We start from the raw sequence: 18,220 nt of genomic DNA on the forward strand, positions 1-18,220 counted from the left end.
AGGCGTGATGCGCCAGCATCTCAGCCCCTGGCATCAGCCCCTCTGTTGGCGGGGCAGCTGTTTCCGGGCTTTTGTTTCTGGGCTCTCGTTTCCGGGGCTTTGTTTCCGGGGTTTTGTTTCCGGGCTTCATCGCCTGTCTCAAAAAGCCCCGCCGACGCCCCAGCCAGCACATGCCCCGCCACCTGCGGCAGCAATACCGGCCGGCGCCTCACTCCTCCCCGAAGAAATCCTCGTCCAGCCGCTTGAACTCGACCGTCCGGTAGCCTCTGACGCCAACGCCGTGCTCGATCATCAGATCGGCCAGCTCCTGCCCGTCGATGAGGATCACCCGCTGAGCTAGATGGCGCACGTAGTCGCGTGCGGGCAGGCTGAAGCTGGAGGTGGTGACGAAGACGCCCTTGGTGGCGCCAAGGCCAACGAGACTGCCGACGAAACCGTTCACATCCGGGCGGCCAACGGGATTGCCGGGAGCGTAGCGCTTGGCCTGCACATAGATCCGGTCAAGGCCGAGCCGGTCCTCGTTGACCACGCCGTCCACGCCGCCATCGCCGGAGCGGCCAAGCTGGGCGGCGGCATCCTTGTGGCTGCCGCCATAACCCATGGCCACCAGCAGATCGACGATGAGCTGCTCGAAAAAGGCCGGGCTGTTGGCGAGGATGCGCTGCAGCAACTCATCCCGCAGCTCCGCCGTCATGGCCGCATGGGCCGCGTCGATCTGCTCTTCCGGTGTGGCGGAGGGAGCGGCAGCCTCAACAGAAATAGCAACCGCCCCCGGCGCGCGCGCCGCGTCTTCCCCGCTGGTGCTGCCACGCCCGTTCTCATAAAAGGCGCGGAATTCCGGATCCTGCATCAGCATCGCCAGGGTGATCTGCTGCGGCGCACCGGCCAGCAGCGCCCTGCCCTTGTCCGAGGCCACAAAGCGCCCCCGCACCGGCGAGACGATCAGTCCGGCCTTGCTCATGTAAAACTTCGCCCAGTGAATGCGGTTGTGCAGCACCCGCTGACGCCCGCTCGGCAGCATCTCCTCCTGCTCCTGCGGCGTCAGCCCGAACTCACCGGCAATACGCCCGGCCGCATCCGCCACCCGCGTTTCACCTTCGGCAGCAAGACGCAGGACGGGCAGCATGAGGGTTTGGTAATCGGGGATCATGAAGGCCTCATCTGGGACGTAGAAGGGCGGCCAAAACCGACATGAGATCGGTCTGCTTCACCCCCTTGATGATTTCACCATTGCTGGCGAGCCGGTGTCTGGCAAAGTGCGCCAATAGCTCCTGCTCGATCCTTCGGGCTTCATCTTCGTTGCCAGCCGGTTGCTGGATGGCAAGATTCCAGGTCAGGCCGGTCACTTCTGCAGCCATGGGCGCCTGATAGGCGGCAAGGCGGGTGACTGGATCGCTTGCATAGCCGATCTTGAAGGCAAGGTCGTGCCCGCGTTGATCCTTCAAAATGAGAATATAAACAAACCAGACAGCATGGTCGGCGAAAGCACCGCTGAAAGCCCCCTCGTGTTTGGGCGCAAGCTTGCTGTTCTTTTGCGCAATCAACCCGCGTCCGAGCAAGGTCTTGGGCTCTGCCAGCGTAACCGGACGGCGGCCGAGTTCAAGCAATGGAGCAGACGTCTGCGGATCAAGCTCGACGACGGTGGATTGTGCCCGCAAATGATGAGCCCCCGTCAGCGGCCCAACAAGACGCGAAAAGAAGTTATCCGGGGACGTAATCTCCCAGACAGCTATCGGATGCAGCGCATAGGGAAACTCACTTGCCGCTCGCTCCGTGATGCCGCTGGTATCGATCTGGTCCATGTAATCGATCGTGTTCACCTCAAGTGAGGACACCTGATAGAGACCAAGAACGCGCCCCCTGCTCTCCGGCATGGTCGGCTCCCCCCTTGTGCCGACCGTAAAAACAAGATCCCCCTCGGACAGGGCTCTCCTCGCCTGTGTTCGCGCGCCCTTGGACCCGAATGTCAACGGCCAGCAAGGATCTCCGGGCGGTCCCCAGACATAGGTGAAAAAAACCTTCGGCATTCCCCCTTCTCCCCTGACAGCTGTTGTGGCTAGCTTCTCGCCTTTCGTCCCCGCTTCACCTTCGGTGCCGCTTCGCGTTCGGTGCGGAGGCGGGCGAGGAGGGTTGCGGCGGGTTCGTCGTTTTCGTCCTGGGGGACCAGTTCGCCGCGGAAGGCCTTGGCCAGGACCGCCTCATCCAGCCGCCCCACCAGCGCCAGCGCCCGCTTCGCCTCTGCCGCCAGCCGGTCGATTTTAGCGAAGGCGGATTCGATCCGGCGGACGATTTCGTGTTGTTCTTCGAGGGTGGGGACCAAGATTGGCAGCGGTGCTATGTCCCCGTTGTTGATCTGAGGCACATTCGATCCATTACTGATCGTTGAAAGATCAAGCTTCTGAGTCCACCACCAAAGAAAATCAATGTCGACGTCGGTGGCAATCAACACCATCAGATTTAGATCTAGAGCGGCAGGGACTTGGAGTTTGCGCTTCTTGTTGGTGGCTATTGCGCCGCCTCGCTTAGGAAAAGCAATTGAACCGACAGGGTAGATCTTCAGGCCGATCTTTTGAGCGTCAACGTAAGAAAGGCAAAATTGCGAGTGGCGCAACCCACCAAGATTGGCTGCTTCGTTCATGCTAGAAACTTTAAACCATAAAACCTCTCCGTTTTCGTGGAGAACGCTCTCGATACCCTTAGGTGTTTGCCCACTCGCAATTCTTGCGACTTCGGCGATTGTTTTTTCCTCCCACTCGAGGTTTACATCTACCTTCTCCCGCCAATCCCGCGTCAACTCCCCGCTGAACGCCTTGCTGAGCACGGCCTGTTTGTAGCGGGAGACGAGGGTTTCGATGCGGGCCAGTTCGGTGCGGGCGCGGGCGGATTTCGCGTTCAGCGCCTCCAGCTTGGCCACGATGCGCTTTTGCTCGGCCAGAGGCGGAAGGGGGACAGAAAATTCCGCAACCTGCTTCGGACTGGCCCTCATAAGAGAGCCACCAACGCCGGAAACGGTTCCAAGAAAGCTGGCTCGAAAGCTACGCTCTGAAAGAGCCAGCCTAATGAAATGTGGCTCCAAATGTGAGCTGCGATAGACGATCCATTCCCCCGACGCGATTTGTCTGCGATCGTTGGCTTTTGGCACCACCCAAACGCGCCGTATATGTGGAACGATCTTAGACAGCAGTACGTCGCCCTGCTGGACAAGCTGCTTCGTTGAACCAATATCTATCCCCAGCACTCTTTCTGGCAGACCTTCGGAAAACGAGGGGATACTAAACAAGTCAAACGTTTCGTCAGGAAAGGCGCGAGGATCAATTGTGCCGCCGCCTTCTTTGACGATCTCCTTCAGCCGTAGCTTTTCCCACCCCTTCGGCAGCCCGCTCATTCCACTGCCTCCGGCAGATCGCCGCCGAGTTCGGCGGAGAGGGCTTCGGTTTCCAGCATGGCGGCCTGCAAGTGGCCAAGGATGGCGGCGGCGATGTCGTCGGGCTCGGTGAGGCCGTCTTCCGCCTCTTCCTCCGCCTCGCGCAGCCAGGTGATGTCGAGATTGCCGCCGCGCGCGGCAATGTCTTCACGGGTGAACATGCGCCAGCGCCCGGCCTCGCCCTCGTCCGGGCCGCGCTCCGCACCATGAGGGCTGGTGCCGAAGGCCTTTTCAAATCCTTCGAAATGACTTTCCGTCAGCGGCGTGGTCTTGCCGAATTTCGGCATCTGTGCCCGCAGATCATAGATCCAGACCGCCTTGGTGTTGCCGGTCTCGCTCTTGCCCCGGGTCAGGAAGATGACATTGGTCTTCACCCCTTGCGCATAGAAGATGCCGGTGGGCAGGCGCAGGATGGTGTGCAGGTCGCACCAGTCCATCATCATCTGCCGCAGCGCCTTGCCGCGCCCATCCTCGAACAGCACATTGTCCGGCACGACGATGGCCGCCCGCCCGCCGGGCTGCAGCGCACGGATGCAATGTTCCACAAAGGGCAGCTGATAGGAGGAGACGGTGGCCGTGACCGTCAGGTCATCACGCGTCGGCGCCCCGCCCGCCGGGCCGAAGGGTGGGTTGGTGAGGATGAGGTTTGCCCGGCCCAGCTTCGTGCCCTTGTCCGACAGGGTGTCGCCCAGATGCACATGCTCGCTGTCGATATCATGCAGGTAAAGGTTCATCAGCAGCAGGCGCAGGGTGCCCGGCACGTTTTCCATGCCACGGATCGCCTGCCGCTTCTGCCAGGCGGCCTTTTCGCCGAGGTCGAAATAGTCATCCGTGCGGGCGCGCATGTAGCGGTCTGCCGCGATGAGGAAGCCGCCGGTGCCTGCTGCCGGGTCCTGGATCACCTCCCCCGGCTGCGGCTGCATGAGGCGGACCAGAAGCTCGATCAGCACACGCGGGGTGAAATACTGCCCGGCACCGCGCTTCGTCTCTTCCGCGTTCTTCTGCAGCAGGCCCTCGTAAAGATCACCGAACTGATCGCGCTCGTCCGAGAACCAGTCCAGCTCGTCAATGGCGGTGACAAGGGTGGCAAGGTTCTGCGGCTCGCGAATGAAGGTGGAGGCGCTGTCAAAGATCTCCTGCACCATCTCCGGCAGCGGCCGCGCATCGGCATAGCGCTTGCGCTCTTCCGGCGGGGCATTGTCCGCAGGCACGGGCACCAGCTCGTCATCACGCCCCAGCCGCGCGCTGGAATTTCCGAGCGTGACCAGAACGTCCCGGTAATGGCGCAGCTGCGGCAATCCGCTGGCCTTCGCTAGATCCGCCCAGCGCATGCCCTTCGGCAGGCTGCCCGTCTCGCGGTTGCGCTCGGCCATCATCTTCAGGAACAGCAGATAGGTCAGCTCCGTGACATATTGCTGATAGGTGATGCCGTCCTTGCGCAGCACGGTGCAGAGGCGCCAGAGTTTCTGGACGATGGCATTGGCGTTCATGACGGGCTTTCCGGTTCGCTTGGCGGGTGTGTGTTTGTAACGGGCGGCAGGCGCGGGTCAACAGGCTGCCCGCCTCACGCGGCAGAAGGTCCCCATATGGCTTCGTTGAAGGCGTGCAGAACCTCATCCAGCGCGCCGTCAAACTCCTGCGAGATGCGCTGGAAACCGCCCTTGTCGGCAAAGCTGTCCTGATCCAGCATCACCGGATCGGCCACGGGCCTGTCCTTCAAGGCACGGCCAATGCGGCGCAACCACTCCTTCTGCTTCGCCGTCCAGCTGCGCGAGGCCTCGATCCTGCGGATGGCATTGTCCACGCGGTTGGCATAGGGCACCAGCGGATCGCCCAGCGCGGCCTGCCGCACGAAGCCGATGATATGGGCGGCGATATCGGCATTGCGCGCCCGGCCATAGGCGGCGCGCAGCATACTTTCGGAGTAGTTGTGCTCGTCCAGCAGCCCCGCCAGTTCGGACAGCTCCTTGCGGGTCAGGTCACGCGGGCGCTGGGTCACGGCGATCAGCGCCGGAACCTGGTTCATGTTCTCCCGCACGAAACGCTCGAAGCCGGTGATGTAATCCTCTGGCGTGGTGTTGCGCCCGAAGATTTCCTCAATGCGCAGCAGCTCGTCCTCATGGGTGGAGATGAGCATCCCCTCCCCCTGCGCCACCGGCCGCCGCTCCAGCAGCGGCACGGCCTGCGGATGGGCCTCGAACCAGTCCTGCAGCGCCCTGCCGGAGAGGCTTGCCAGATGCTGCAGCAAGATATCCGGGCTCTCCCCCGTCACCCGCTCGAAGCTCTCCTGCGTTTCCCTGTCCATGCGCTTGAGGCGCGCCCGCATGCGCATGATCACCTGCCCCGCCACCCAGTTGCGGTCTTCTTCCGTGGGCGCGTTCTCAAGGTCAGCCAGAAGCTGGCCCAGCGGAACATCCGGCCTTACGGCCACGGGCCGCATGTCCGATGTTTCCTGCAGTTCCGCATAAAGATCGACCGCATCGAAAATGCGGAAATGCTCCTTGCCGATATCAGGGCAAAGCCGTGTCGCCCGGCCGATCATCTGGTCATAGAGAATGCGGCTTCTCACCCGGCGCACGAAGACCAGATTGCAGATTGAGGGCACATCAACACCGGTGGTCAACAGGTCCACGGTCACCACGTATTTCGGCTGGGGATCGTTCTTGAACTTCAGGATCTTTTCCTCAACCCGGTCAACCTTTCCGGTGATCTTGGCGACCATCCCGTGTGGAATGGCATCCCTGCCGTATTCCTCCTGCAGTTCCTCCACCAGAAGCCGCTCGATATCATCGGCATGGCTGTCACGGGCCGCAAAGATCAGCGTCTTGCCCGGTTTGGACGGCGGAATCTCGGTTGCGATGGCCCGGCAGACGATCCGGTTGAACGCTTCGGAGTGGACCCGCCTGTTGAAGTCGGCCAGATCATAGTCATGTTCCACATCATCGGGCAGCTCGAACAGGTCGATCTGCCCCGTGCGGCGGTCGATGATCTCCACCTCCTCGCCGCCCTCAAAGTGGATACCCGCCTCAGCCAGCGCAGTTGTGATGCGCCGGGGCGGCAGATAATCGATCAGATAGCCCTCCACGACGGCCTGCCGGTAGCCATAATGGAACACCGGATGGCCGAAGATCTCGCGGGTGTGCAGCGCAGGCGTTGCTGTCAGCGCCACTTTCACCGCATCGAAATGGTCCAGGATCTGGCGGTAGGCGGACTGATAGTCATCAATGTTGCGGAAGCCGGCTTCACTCTCGCTCAACTCCGCATCCAGCGTGTAGCCCCGGTGGGCCTCGTCCACGATGATGCAGTCAAAGGTGCCGGGCGTCAGGCGCCTTGCCGGGTCCGGCTCGTTGAGAATGCGGGCGATCATCGACTGTACGGTCGCCACCTGCACCCGGTCCTCATCCGCAGGCTGGCGCGTCTCAAGACCTGACACCTTGTAGATCTGCGAAAAATTGAGCATGCCTTCGATTTCGGTGGTGTCGAGGGCATCACTCGTCTGCTTGCCAAGCGTCTTGCGGTCAACAAGGAAGAGGATACGGCGGAAGCGGCTGTGCTTCAAAAGCCGGTACATCAGCGCAATGGCCGTGCGCGTCTTTCCGGTTCCCGTCGCCATGGAGAGGAGGATCTCTCGCCGCCCCCCGGCCACCGCCTCCTCAACCGCCTCGATCGCCTTCTCCTGATAGGGCCGTAACCGGCCATGGCCGAAGCTTTCCTCCGCCAGCCCGAGCGCCGCAGCGTCCACATCGGTGCGCAGCTTGTCCAGCAGGTCCTTCGGCGCAAACCATTCCCGCATGGGCACGGGATGATTGGTCTGCCGCCGCACATCCCTGTACCAGATGCCCGATCCGGCTAGCCACTGGCGCAAGAACGGGCAGCCATTGGTGGAAAAGACGAACGGCACCCGGAATGGCTCATCAAGGCCATATTGCCACGGCCCGCCCTCGGACAGCATTTCAGGGCTCAGACGGATATGACGGGCATAACGCTCCGACTGGGACAGCGCAGACTGCACATTCACCGTCTCGCGCTTGGCCTCGACCACGCCAACACAGGTAAGCCCGCAGAACAGCGCATAGTCGGCAGAGCCGCTTTCTGTGGGCCATTCGGCGATGGCAAGGTTGCGGCCCTCTTCCGGCCTTGTGCCCTTCGAATAGCGCAAGACCGTGGAATCGGCCTCCCAGCCGGCATCCGACAACTGCACGTCAATCAGCTGCCGGGTCTGCCGCTCATCAAGCTCCAGCCTGCTGGCCGCCTCCATGCCCGCTTGCCGGAACGCCAGAAGCGTTGCCTGCGGCTGGGCGGCGGCCTGTGTCTGCAATTCCTTCAGTCTCGACGCCAGAGCCGCCTGATTTGCCTCAAGCTCCATGGCCGTCTGCTCCCAGACCGCGCTTTCCTCTACCGCCTGCCGGGCCATCTCCTGCGCTGCAAGGCGGGCCTTTTCCAGCTCTTCAGCAGACGCATGGGCCGCTGCCAGTTTCGCTTCGGCGTCCTGCACCTGCTGACGCAGGGCCGCCAGCTCGGCCAGTGTGGCCGCGTCGGTTTCTCTTGACGCGCGTGGCGGCACAAAGGGGCCGGGGTTGAACCCGGCGTCCCGCCCCCAGGTTCTGCGGTACCACACACCCAGCGCATGACAGAACCGCAGCGCAGACAGAGCATCAGATGGAGAACCGCCAATACCGTGGGCAGCCTCGTTACCGGCCTTTCTGACCGCATGGAAAATGCCGGCAACATCCCTCGGCAGTATCTGTTCAGCGGCAAGCCTGCGGATCAGGTCCACCTGCAGCTCCCGGAGAGCCGGATCATAAAGCCCTGAACGCGCCGCGATCTCCTTGGCCAGATACTCGCCGAACTGGCGGCTCTTGATCAGAGACGTGTTGGCATCATCTGCAAAGAAACGTTCGGCCAGCACACCCAAGCGGTGCAGTTCCGGACTGATATTGCTCAGATGATCAAAATTAACCGACACCGCCAACCTGCCCCCTGCCTAGCGCATTGACTTCAATACGATATCAGGAGTTGTGTGATCAAGCAGCAATCATCTCCCCCTCACGGCCCCTCGCACCGCGCCGCGCGGCTTGTCGGCACTTGTGATGTCTCGGCGGTGTAGGCGCGCAGGCCGTGACCGTCGAGGAGGAGGATGCGGTAGGTGGGGTTGCCGCCGGTCCACCAAGGGCATGGGTCGGCAAGGTCGGTGATGAAGCGGTGGCCGGTGGCCTGGCCGGAGCTGTAGGCGATGCCGTTGGCTGCCGTGCCTGCCATGGGGATGTGGATGTGGCCGAAGACGATGTGGCGCACGCCGCCCGGATGGGCGCCGAGGCGCTGCATCAGCGCGCCGTCATCATGCAGGCCGATGTTCTCGAAATGGCCGATGCCGCAGTCAAACGGCGGGTGGTGGATGAAGACGGTGACGGGCACATCCCCTGCCCCGGCCAGCGCTTCATCGAGAAAGGCCATGCGGTCCGCACCATAGAGCCCGCCGATCATGCCGGCTTCATGAGTGTCCAGAAACAGCAGGCGGCCATGGTCCGTATCCATGAAGGACTGGACGAAGCCCTGCCCGTCCAGCGGATGCTCCGGGAAGGCGTCGCGGAACTCCGGGCGGCGGTCGTGGTTGCCGATCAGCAGGCGCAGCTCGAAGGGCACGGGCGCCAGGATCTCGCGCAGCAGCGCATAGGCTTCCGGATCGCCGTGGTTGCACAGGTCACCGGTGATGACCATGAGGTCCGCATCGCCATGGCGGGCGAGAATGTCCTCGACGGCAAGGCGCAGCTGGCGCTCCGGGTCAACCCCGTTCACCACAGCGCCGGGGGGCATCAGGTGGGTGTCGGTGAGCTGGATGATTTTCATGGAAACGGTCCTGACAGGGTATGCAAGGGGCAAGAAAAAGCTGCGGGAAACAGGCCCCCGCAGCCTCAACGGTCAAATGTCTGTGCCCGGCTGCCGCAAGACGCAGACAGCCGGGAGTTCAGATCACTTCATCAGGGCGTTGGTCTGTTCAACCACCTGCTTCAGGCCGTCTTCCGGCGTCAGTTCGCCGCGCATGACGGCACCGATGATGTCGCGCTGGGTGCGCCAGATGCGGACGGAATCGCCGCCCGGATAACCGGCCCAGGGCATGGAGCGGTCGGCCTGCAGGGAGGCGGTCTTCACGTTCGGCTTCTCGGCATAGAAGGGCGCCAGATAGTCCGGGCCGGTGGCCAGCTTGTTGGTCGGCAGGTAGCCGGTGATGCGCACGATGGTGTCCTGCGCCTGCGGGCCGGTGATCCACTTCAGGTACTTCCAGGCCGCGTCCTGCTTGGCTTTGTCCTGCGTCAGGATCACGGCGGAGTTGCCGCCGGTCGGCACGCCGCCGGTGTCCTTGTTGTCCAGCGGGAAAGTGGCGGTCTTCAGTTCGAAGCGGTCACCCACCAGGCCTTCGATGGTCTGCACATGGGCGGGCGTGGAGAAGATGAAACCGGTGAGGCCTGCGCCGAACTGCTGGCGCGACTGGTCCCAGTCCAGCAGGTTCTGGCCGCCTTCGGTGACGAAACGGCGGGTCAGCTTCAGGGCATTGAGGCCGACCTCGTTGTCGAAGGCAACGGTCTTGGTTTCCGCATCGACCAGACGGCCGCCCTGCTGGAAGATCAGCGCCTGCCACAGCCAGTCATCCGGCCAGCCGTTGATGTCATAGCCCATGCCGGCGGTCTTCGGGTCCAGGGCGTGGATCTTCGCGGCCAGCTCAATGAGGCCCTCGAAGGTGGTGGGCATCTTGTCCGGGTCGCCGCCAGCCTTCTTGACCAGATCGGCGTTGATGTAGACGATCGGCGAAGAGGCGTTGACCGGCAGGCCATACTGCTTGCCGTCGATCTGGCCGAGGGCGGCCATCTTCGGGCTGTAGTTGGCGTCGAGGAAGGCCTGGCCGCCTTCGGCTTCGATGAAGGGCGTCAGATCGGTGATCTGGTTGCGCGGGGCCAGCGTGTGGACGAGTTCCGCCGTCAGGTTATAGCCGGAGAAATAGACATCCGGCAGGTTGCCCGTCACGGCAGCGCGCAGCACCTGCTGCTGGCCTTCGTTGTAGCCGGCGGCGGGGGCAAGGAAGTTGATCTTGATGTCCGGGTTGTTCTTCATGAACTCATCGGCCAGCGGCTGATGGAACTTGGTGAAGCCCGGCAGGTTGTAGAGCACGTCGAGCGTGATCTCATTGGCGAGGGCAGGCTTGCCAAGCCCGGCCATGGCAAGGCCGAGGGCAAGACCGCCGAGGGCGGTGCGGCGAGTGATCTTCATGACAGTCTCCAGATGCGGTTGGGAGGAGGAGAACGGCCGGGTCATTTGACACCGGTCATGGTGATGCCCGCGATGAAATGGCGGCGGGCAAGGAGGAAGCACAGCACCATGGGTGCAGTGATGAGGGTGGCACCGGCCATCAGCGCGCCGTAGTTGGCGCCCGTCTCCGCATCGGCGAAGAACAGCATGCCAAGCGGCGGCGGGGCGAGATTGACGTCCGTGACGACGATCATCGGCCAGTAGAGGTCGTTCCAGTGGGCGACGATGGAAAAGACCGAGAAGGCGGCAAGCGAGGGCAGCGAGCCGCGCAGCACCAGACCCCAGCAGATTTCCATCTCCGAAAAGCCATCCATGCGGGCGGCCTCGATGATTTCGTCCGGATAGCTGCGGAAAGACTGGTGGAAGAGGAAGATGGCGAAGACCGACAGGAAGAACGGCAGCATCATCGCAAAGTAGGTGTTGAGCATCTTCGTCCAGGCGAGGCCGACGAAGAGCGGCAGGGCCAGCGCCTGAATGGGCACACAGAGCGCGGCGATGACGAGGCCGAGCAGCAGGCGGCGGCCCGGAAAGCGGAGCTTGGCCAGCGCATAGGCCGCCGGCACCGCCGTCAGGATCTGCACGATCAGGATGCCGCCGCAGACGATGGCGCCATTCAGCATGAAGCGCGCCATGGGCACCTGGCTGGCGGCGCGGGAATAGTTCTCCGCCCCGTCGAACTGGTCCGGAAACGGCCAGAGCGAGACGTTGAAGATCTCCGCGGGTGGGCGGATGGAGGTCAGCAGCATCCAGTAGAACGGCAGCAGCATGAAGGCTGCACCGAGGGCGAGAACCAGATGCGGGGCAAAGCGGCGGAGAGCGGCCATCAGTAATGCACCTTCCGGTCCATGTGCACCGTCTGCCCGATGGACAGCACCAGCACGATTGCAAGGAAGAGCAGCGTCAGCGCGGCGGCATAGCCGGTGTTGGAATATTCAAAGCCTTCGAGATAGAGCGCGAAGAGCAGCGTCTCGGAGCCGAAGCGCCCCTTGGTCAGCACAGCCACCGTCTCGAACACCTTGAAGGCGGAGATGGAGGTGGTGACGACGACGAAAAGGGTGGTCGGCCCCAGCATCGGCCAGGTGACGGTCAGGAACCGGTCCAGCGGCGAGCGGGCGCCGTCCAGCCTTGCGGCCTCGTAAAGGTCCTGCGGAATGGCGGTGAGACCGGCCAGAAACAGCACCATGTTGAAGCCCAGCACCTGCCAGATGCCGATGATCGCCATGGACGGGATCAAGAGCGCCGGATCGGAGAGGAAGGACACGGGCGAAAAGCCCAGCCACTTGATCGCCGCATTCACCGGGCCGATGGAAGGATGCAGCAGGAACTGCCAGACGGTGGCCATGGCGACGAGCGTTGCCGTGACCGGCAGGAAATAGGCGACTTCCCAGAAACTGCGGCTGCGCTTGCGGGCATTGACCAACAGCGCCGCGCCAAGCCCCAGGCCGACGCCGAAGGGGATGACCAGCGCCGCATAAAGCGCGGTGTTGCGCAGCGCCCGCATGAACACCGGATCGGAGAAGGCCTGCGCGAAATTATCAAGGCCAATGAAATGAAGGGACAGCGCGCCCAGCCGGTAATCCGTGACGGAAAACCCGGCGAGAATGATCACCGGCAGAATGTAGATGCCGAGCAGCAGCAGACTGGCAGGGGCGGCAAACATCAGCCCGCGCATCATCATCTGCCGTTCACGGCGGGTGCGGCGGCGCGGCACGGGCGCTGCCTCTCCGGTCTCAAGGCCGAGGCTGGTCACGCTCATGCGGCCGCCCTCCCCTGCGTTGCGGTTTCGCGGCGCTGGCCATCGGCACCGAAGACATGCAGCCGCTCCAGCGCGAAAGCGAGGTTCAGCGTGCCCTCCGGCGAAACGGCCAGCGGCACGGCCGCGGACTGGCGGAAGGTCAGGACGAGATCATCCCGGCCAGCAAGCGCGCAGCTGACATAGCGGTCGGCGCCATGCATCTCGGCCCGCAGCACGCGGACAGAAAGACCCTCGGAGGCAGGCGCCAGGTCTTCCGGCCGCAGGCCGATGGTGGCGGTTTCCGCCCCTTGTGCGGCCACCTGCAGTCCCAGATCCAGCCCCAGCGCATGCACGCGGCCTTCGTCCGTGATTTCGGCCGGCAGAAGGTTGATCGCCGGCATGCCGATGAAGCGGGCGACGGTCAGCGTCGCCGGGCGGCGGTAGAGTTCATCCGGCGTGCCCAGCTGCTCGATCCGCCCTTCCGACATCAGCGCGATGCGGTCCGACATGGTCATGGCTTCGATCTGGTCATGGGTGACATAGATGAAGGTCGCGCCCAGCCGCCGGTGCAGGGCCGCCAGTTCCTCGCGCATGTGGGCGCGCAGCTTGGCGTCGAGGTTCGACAGCGGCTCATCCATCAGGAAGGCCGAAGGAGAGCGCACCAGCGCCCGGGCAAGCGCCACACGCTGGCGCTGGCCGCCGGAAAGCTGGGCGGGCCTGCGGTCCAGCAGATGGCCGATCTGCAGGGTCTCGGCGGCGTCTTCGACAGCGGCGGAGATTTCAGAAAGCCGCGCCTTCGGCGCCATCAGGCGGCCCACCAGCGGCAGGCGGGCGGAAGCGGGCAGACGGCGCATGCGCAACGGGGTGGCGATGTTCTGGCGCACGCTCATGTGCGGATAGAGCGCGTAGGACTGGAACACCATGGCAAGGTTCCGGTCGCTCGGGTCCATGCCGGTCACATCCGAACCGCCGATATTCACCTTTCCCTGATCCGGCGTCTCCAGCCCGGCGATGACCCGCAGCAGCGTGGACTTGCCACAGCCGGAGGAGCCGACCAGCGAGAGAAATTCACCCGGACGGATGGACAGATCGATGCCCTTGAGCACGCTTTCGCTGCCAAAGGTCTTGCGGATTCCGGAAAGTTCGACTGCTTGCGGCGACATCCTGCGCTCCCTGTTCAGGGGCGCATATGCAAGTCTCCATATGACAGATTGACGAAGCCTTGCTGACCTTTTGATGACTTAAGCAAATTTAAGCAGAGATTTTACCCCCAGGTAATCAGGACTGATCACAGGGATAAGCAGGATTGATGGCTTTGCGTATCTTCGATTGCTTTCTTAGACGGCACAAAAACCTGACGCCATCTGCCTTCTGCCGTAACCCGGCTGAATCTGTCCAAGGCGGAACATGAGGGCGGCAGACCGTGACAGGCAGCACATCTTGCAAGACAGGTTGCTGTAAGATCATTGCCCGCAGGTTGCCTTTGCTGCTCCCGGCGGATTATCCAGTAGGCAGCAACACGGGCGCCGTTTCGGGCATCACTCCGGGCAGGACAGACGATGAGACAAGCTGACAGCGGGTCGCTGAAGACGATGGCAGAGCCCGCCAGACTGGTGCCTGCGATGATGGCCGTTCTGCTTCTCTGCCTCACGCTGATGGGTGCGGTGGCGCCGGCACGGGCGCAAGACACGGCCAGCCGCCTCGCGCTGGTGATCGGCAATGCCGCCTATGACAGCCCGGCCCTGCCCGCCCTGAAAAACCCGGCCAATGATGCGGCGCTGATTTCCGGCAGCCTCAAGGCCGCAGGCTTTGAGGTGACGCTGGTGATGGATGCGGATCTGCGAGCCATGAAAGCGGCGGTGCGCGACTTCACCGCAAGGCTCAAGGCTGCGCCCTCCGGCACGCTGGCGGCGGTCTATTACTCCGGCCACGGCTTTGCCGCCGGCGGGCGCAATTATCTGGCCCCGCTCGGCGCAGACCTGCGCGAGGAAGTGGATGCCGAGTTCGAGGCGCTGCCGGTGGACTGGGTGCTGGCGGCGGTGGAAGAGGCCCATGACGGGCCGAACATCATCATCCTCGATGCCTGCCGCAACACGGCGCTGACCCGCTCTGCAGGCGGCAGCGCAGGCGGGCTGACGCTGCTGACCGGCACGCCGCGCGGCAGTTTCATTTCCTTTGCAACGGCTCCCGGCAGCACGGCAGCCGATGGCCAGGGGCTCAACAGCCCCTATTCGGCGGCGATTGCCCGGGAGCTTCTGGTGCCCGGCGCCAGCATCGAAACCGTGTTCAAGCGCGTGCGGCAGGATGTGGTGACGGCAACGGACGGGGCGCAGGTGCCGTGGGACCATTCTTCGCTCACCACCGACATCATCCTGATGCCTTCCGCAGACAGCGCGGATGCAGCGGGTGCTACTCCTGCACCGGCGGCCACCGCCGAGGCGCTGCAGCAGGAACTGGTGTTCTGGAACGGGGTGAAGGACAGCCGCACCGCTTCTGATTATGAAGCCTATCTGGAGCGCTTTCCCGCAGGTGCCTTTGCCGAGCTGGCCCGCATGCGCCTTGCCAGCCTGCCTGCGGCAGATGCCGGGCAGATCGAACAGTTGTTCGCCGCCCTGCAAAGCCGCTCGCTGCTGGTGGAAAATCCGCAGCGCCCGCATGAGTTCTATGCCAATGCCCGCCTGCGGGAGCTGAAGGGCGACTATCCGGGCGCGCGGCAGGACTATCTGAAATATTTCGCCTTCGGCGAGCCGCAGATTGATCCGCACCTGCGGTTTCAGGCGGTGCTGAAGGTGCAGGAGGGCCGCGCCGGAGCGCGAGAGGTCTACCGCGCGCTTTCCGCCGGGCGGCGCGATCCGGCAACGCTGTTTGCCTCGATCCTGCTGGAGGAGCGGGACGAGCGGGTGCGCCGGCTGGACAGCTTCATCGAGGCCTATCCGGACTTCGGCCCGGCACTCTACGAGCTCAGCCTCGATTATTCGCAGAGCCGCCTCGGTCAGCAGTCGCTGGCGGACAAGACGAGGGAAAAGGAGCTGCTGACCCGTTTCGTTGAGGCGGCGGATCAAGGCAAGGTGCTGCGCTATTTCATTGATCAGCAGATGGCCGCCAGCTGGCTGGAGGATGCCCGCAGCCGCCTTGCCGCGCTTTCGGCCATGAGCGATGCGGCCATGGCCAATCCGCTGCAGCTGTCCGCCACCCGCAGCAATCAGGGCTGGCTGATGACGCTGTCCATCGCCGACAAGGCACGGGAAATCTTCGTGCGCCTGCCGGGCGGGGAGTTCCGCTCCACCGGCGTCATGAGCGGGGCGATGGACCCGGCCACCGGCCAGCCCCTGCCCTATCCCGGCTTCGAGCTGCCGGGCTCGGCGGCTGCCATGGAGATCGAGGTGCAATACACCAACCTGCGCGGCGAAACGCAGGGGCCCTATACGCTGCATTTCGATCCGGACACGGCGCTGATTGCCGGGCAGAAGGACATTCTCGAACGCTTCTGGAACAGCTGGATCTCCTTCGGCGGCGGGCGTGAGCAGCTGGCCTATTTCACCCATCTGATCAGCTACCGCTGCGCGCTGTCCGGTGTGCGCTACGGCATCAACAAGGACGAACCGGACACGGCCTTCGACACCGGCCCCTGTGACCCGGACAATCCCCATGCCGTGCCCCGCTCCGGGCCGGGATCGGATGTCTATCTGCAGGTGCCGCGCAGCACCGCCTACATCACCGTGCAACTGACCTACAAGGACGGCACCCGTTCGGACGTGCGCCGCTTCGACGCGCCCAGATGACCATGGGCCGCGCCAGCAAACCCGCGCTTGCGGGCCCGTTGCAGCGGCGGCTGGCGCCGGTTCTGGCTGCCTGCCTCGCACTCATTCTGGTGTTGCCCGTCGCCACAAGGCTGGAACCGCGCCTTGGCGATGTGATCCTGTTTGCCGGTGGCGGCACAGCAGCGGAGCAGCGCGAGGATATCGTCATCCTCACCATCACCGAGGAAACGCTGGCCGCCTTTCCCTACCGCTCACCCATTGACCGGGGCTTTCTCGCGGCCCTGATCCGCCGCATCAGCGCCACCGGCCCCAAGGCCATCGGCATCGACATTCTGTTCGACGGCCCGAGCGACCCGGTAAAGGACGCCGATCTGCTGGCGGCGATCGACGAAGCGTCAAGCCCGGTGATCTTGGCTGTTGCCAGCGACCTCAATGACCTGACGCCGCAGCAGCGGCTTTATCTCGGAAATTCGGTCAGCGGGCGCGGCCATGGCTCCATCGTGCTGCAGCGCGATGATTCAGATGGCATCGTGCGGCATCTGCCCTTCCCGCAGGACCGGGACGGCGCCCCCATCATCACCTTCACGGCAGCGCTGGCCGCCGATGCTGCCGGCACGCCGCCGCCGCGCGGGCGCATTCTCTATCAGGCGCCGCAAGGCCCCGGCCTCACCGCCTTTCCGCAATATCCGGCCCACACCGCTGCACTGCTGCCGGATGAATGGCTTGCCGGGAGATACGTGCTGATCGGCACGGACCTGCCGCATCTCGACCAGCATCCGGCGCCGATGGTGTCCCTTGCCGGCACCGAAGGCGGCACGGTGCCGGGCATCGCCATCCACGCCCATATTCTGGCGCAGGTGCTGGAAGGCCGCAGCCTGCCTGCCCTGCCGCTGGAATTCGGCCTCATGCTGGCTGCCCTTGCGGCGGTCGCCACCGTCACCGGCTTCACTCTGACGCAGAAGCCGGGCCGCTTCTTCCTCGTGCTCGGCCTTACCGCATTTGCCTGTCTTGCCGTGTCCGCGCTGCTGCTGCGCCTGCAGATCCTGCAGCTGCCGGTACTCACCCCGCCTGCCGCCGCGATTGCCGCCGCGCTGCTGCTTGCCCTGTTCCGCTGGCGCATCGACCGGTCGGAGCGGGCGTTTCTCAACACCGCATTCTCCCGCTATGTCAGCCCGCAGGTGGTGCAGCGGCTGACTTCGGGGCGGCTCAGCCTTGCCCTTGGCGGGGAAAAGCGCACGGTCACCTATGTGTTCACGGATCTGGAAGGCTTCACCACCCTGTCGGAGCAGCTGACGGCGGATCAGGTGGCCGCGATCCTCAACCGCTATCTGGACCGCATGTGCGACCTCTTCGTCAGCCACGGCGCCACCATCGACAAGCTGATCGGCGATGCGGTGGTCGGCTTCTTCGGCGCACCGGAGGAAGACCCGGAGCAGAGCCTCAAGGCCGTGAAGCTGGCGCTGGCGGTGGATGCCTTCTGCGAGGGCTTCCGCAAGGAGATGGCGGTGGAGGGCATTCCGCTCGGCGTCACCCGCATCGGCCTGCACCGGGGCGAGGCTGTGGTCGGTAATTTTGGCGGCAGCCGGTTTTTCGATTATACAAGCATCGGTGACACGGTGAACACCGCCGCCCGGCTGGAGGGCGCCAACAAATATCTGGGCACGCGCATCTGCGTCAGCGCCGCTGCCGCTGCCCATGCGCCGGGCCTCACCTGCCGGCCCATCGGCGATCTGGTGGTGAAGGGCCGCGCGGAACCCTTGCCCTGCGTCGAGCCTTTGAGTGAGGCAGAGGCCGGGGCGGAGTGGGTGGCTGCCTATGCCGCCGCTTTCGCCTTGCTGCAGCAAGATGAGGCGGAGGCGGCGCGGCAGGGATTTGAAACGGTGCTGCGCCTGCGCGGTGATGACGGCCCCTCGCGCCTGCATCTGGCGCGCCTCGGGCAAGGTGAAACGGGTACACAGATCGTTCTGGGCGGCAAATAACCTGCGCCCGGTTGGATTG

At 63.9% G+C, this 18,220-nt stretch carries 12 protein-coding genes; 2 read left to right on the forward strand and 10 right to left on the reverse strand.

Annotated features, from left to right (window positions below):
• Nucleotides 1–208: 208 nt before the first annotated feature.
• The 10 genes from IF10I1_RS16745 to IF10I1_RS16790 form a co-directional block, all read right to left on the reverse strand.
• Nucleotides 209–1,150 (reverse strand): restriction endonuclease, encoded by a 942-nt coding sequence (locus IF10I1_RS16745; RefSeq protein ID WP_186393610.1) that lies wholly within the window; start codon nucleotides 1,148–1,150, stop codon nucleotides 209–211.
• A 7-nt stretch (nucleotides 1,151–1,157) separates the two neighbouring features.
• Nucleotides 1,158–2,027 carry a GIY-YIG nuclease family protein gene (locus tag IF10I1_RS16750; protein WP_186393611.1) on the reverse strand — a complete coding sequence of 290 codons (870 nt, stop codon included), beginning with the start codon at nucleotides 2,025–2,027 and terminating at the stop codon, nucleotides 1,158–1,160.
• A gap of 29 nt (nucleotides 2,028–2,056) precedes the next feature.
• Nucleotides 2,057–3,385, reverse strand: a complete 1,329-nt coding sequence (locus IF10I1_RS16755) for a restriction endonuclease subunit S (RefSeq protein WP_186415471.1) — start codon at nucleotides 3,383–3,385, stop codon at nucleotides 2,057–2,059.
• The gene (locus tag IF10I1_RS16760; RefSeq protein ID WP_186393613.1) at nucleotides 3,382–4,914 is read right to left on the reverse strand and encodes an N-6 DNA methylase; all 1,533 of its coding nucleotides are present in this window, start codon (nucleotides 4,912–4,914) and stop codon (nucleotides 3,382–3,384) included. Before IF10I1_RS16760 ends, IF10I1_RS16755 begins: the two co-directional genes overlap by 4 nt.
• 74 nt (nucleotides 4,915–4,988) lie before the next feature.
• On the reverse strand, nucleotides 4,989–8,390 hold the full coding sequence (hsdR, locus tag IF10I1_RS16765; protein ID WP_186393614.1) for a type I restriction-modification system endonuclease: 3,402 nt from the start codon (nucleotides 8,388–8,390) through the stop codon (nucleotides 4,989–4,991).
• A gap of 80 nt (nucleotides 8,391–8,470) precedes the next feature.
• The gene (locus tag IF10I1_RS16770) at nucleotides 8,471–9,271 is read right to left on the reverse strand and encodes a phosphodiesterase (protein ID WP_186393615.1); all 801 of its coding nucleotides are present in this window, start codon (nucleotides 9,269–9,271) and stop codon (nucleotides 8,471–8,473) included.
• 123 nt (nucleotides 9,272–9,394) lie between these two features.
• A complete protein-coding gene (locus IF10I1_RS16775; protein WP_186393616.1) occupies nucleotides 9,395–10,687 on the reverse strand; it encodes an ABC transporter substrate-binding protein in 1,293 nt (430 codons plus the stop codon).
• A gap of 41 nt (nucleotides 10,688–10,728) precedes the next feature.
• The gene (locus IF10I1_RS16780) at nucleotides 10,729–11,550 is read right to left on the reverse strand and encodes a carbohydrate ABC transporter permease (RefSeq protein ID WP_058900027.1); all 822 of its coding nucleotides are present in this window, start codon (nucleotides 11,548–11,550) and stop codon (nucleotides 10,729–10,731) included.
• Nucleotides 11,550–12,404: a carbohydrate ABC transporter permease gene (locus IF10I1_RS16785; RefSeq protein WP_208977482.1), complete on the reverse strand. Its 855-nt coding sequence runs from the start codon at nucleotides 12,402–12,404 to the stop codon at nucleotides 11,550–11,552. The genes IF10I1_RS16780 and IF10I1_RS16785 overlap by 1 nt, the downstream gene beginning before the upstream one ends.
• A 74-nt stretch (nucleotides 12,405–12,478) precedes the next feature.
• Nucleotides 12,479–13,624: an ABC transporter ATP-binding protein gene (locus tag IF10I1_RS16790; RefSeq protein WP_186393618.1), complete on the reverse strand. Its 1,146-nt coding sequence runs from the start codon at nucleotides 13,622–13,624 to the stop codon at nucleotides 12,479–12,481.
• A 396-nt stretch (nucleotides 13,625–14,020) separates the two neighbouring features.
• Between IF10I1_RS16790 and IF10I1_RS16795 the strand changes: the two genes are divergently transcribed.
• Nucleotides 14,021–16,243, forward strand: a complete 2,223-nt coding sequence (locus IF10I1_RS16795) for a caspase family protein (RefSeq protein WP_186393619.1) — start codon at nucleotides 14,021–14,023, stop codon at nucleotides 16,241–16,243.
• Nucleotides 16,240–18,201 carry an adenylate/guanylate cyclase domain-containing protein gene (locus IF10I1_RS16800; protein WP_186393620.1) on the forward strand — a complete coding sequence of 654 codons (1,962 nt, stop codon included), beginning with the start codon at nucleotides 16,240–16,242 and terminating at the stop codon, nucleotides 18,199–18,201. Before IF10I1_RS16795 ends, IF10I1_RS16800 begins: the two co-directional genes overlap by 4 nt.
• The last annotated feature ends 19 nt before the right edge of the window (nucleotides 18,202–18,220 follow it).

The sequence above is a fragment of the Pannonibacter sp. I15F10I1 genome (genome assembly GCF_900185665.1).
Lineage (GTDB): Bacteria > Pseudomonadota > Alphaproteobacteria > Rhizobiales > Stappiaceae > Pannonibacter > Pannonibacter indicus.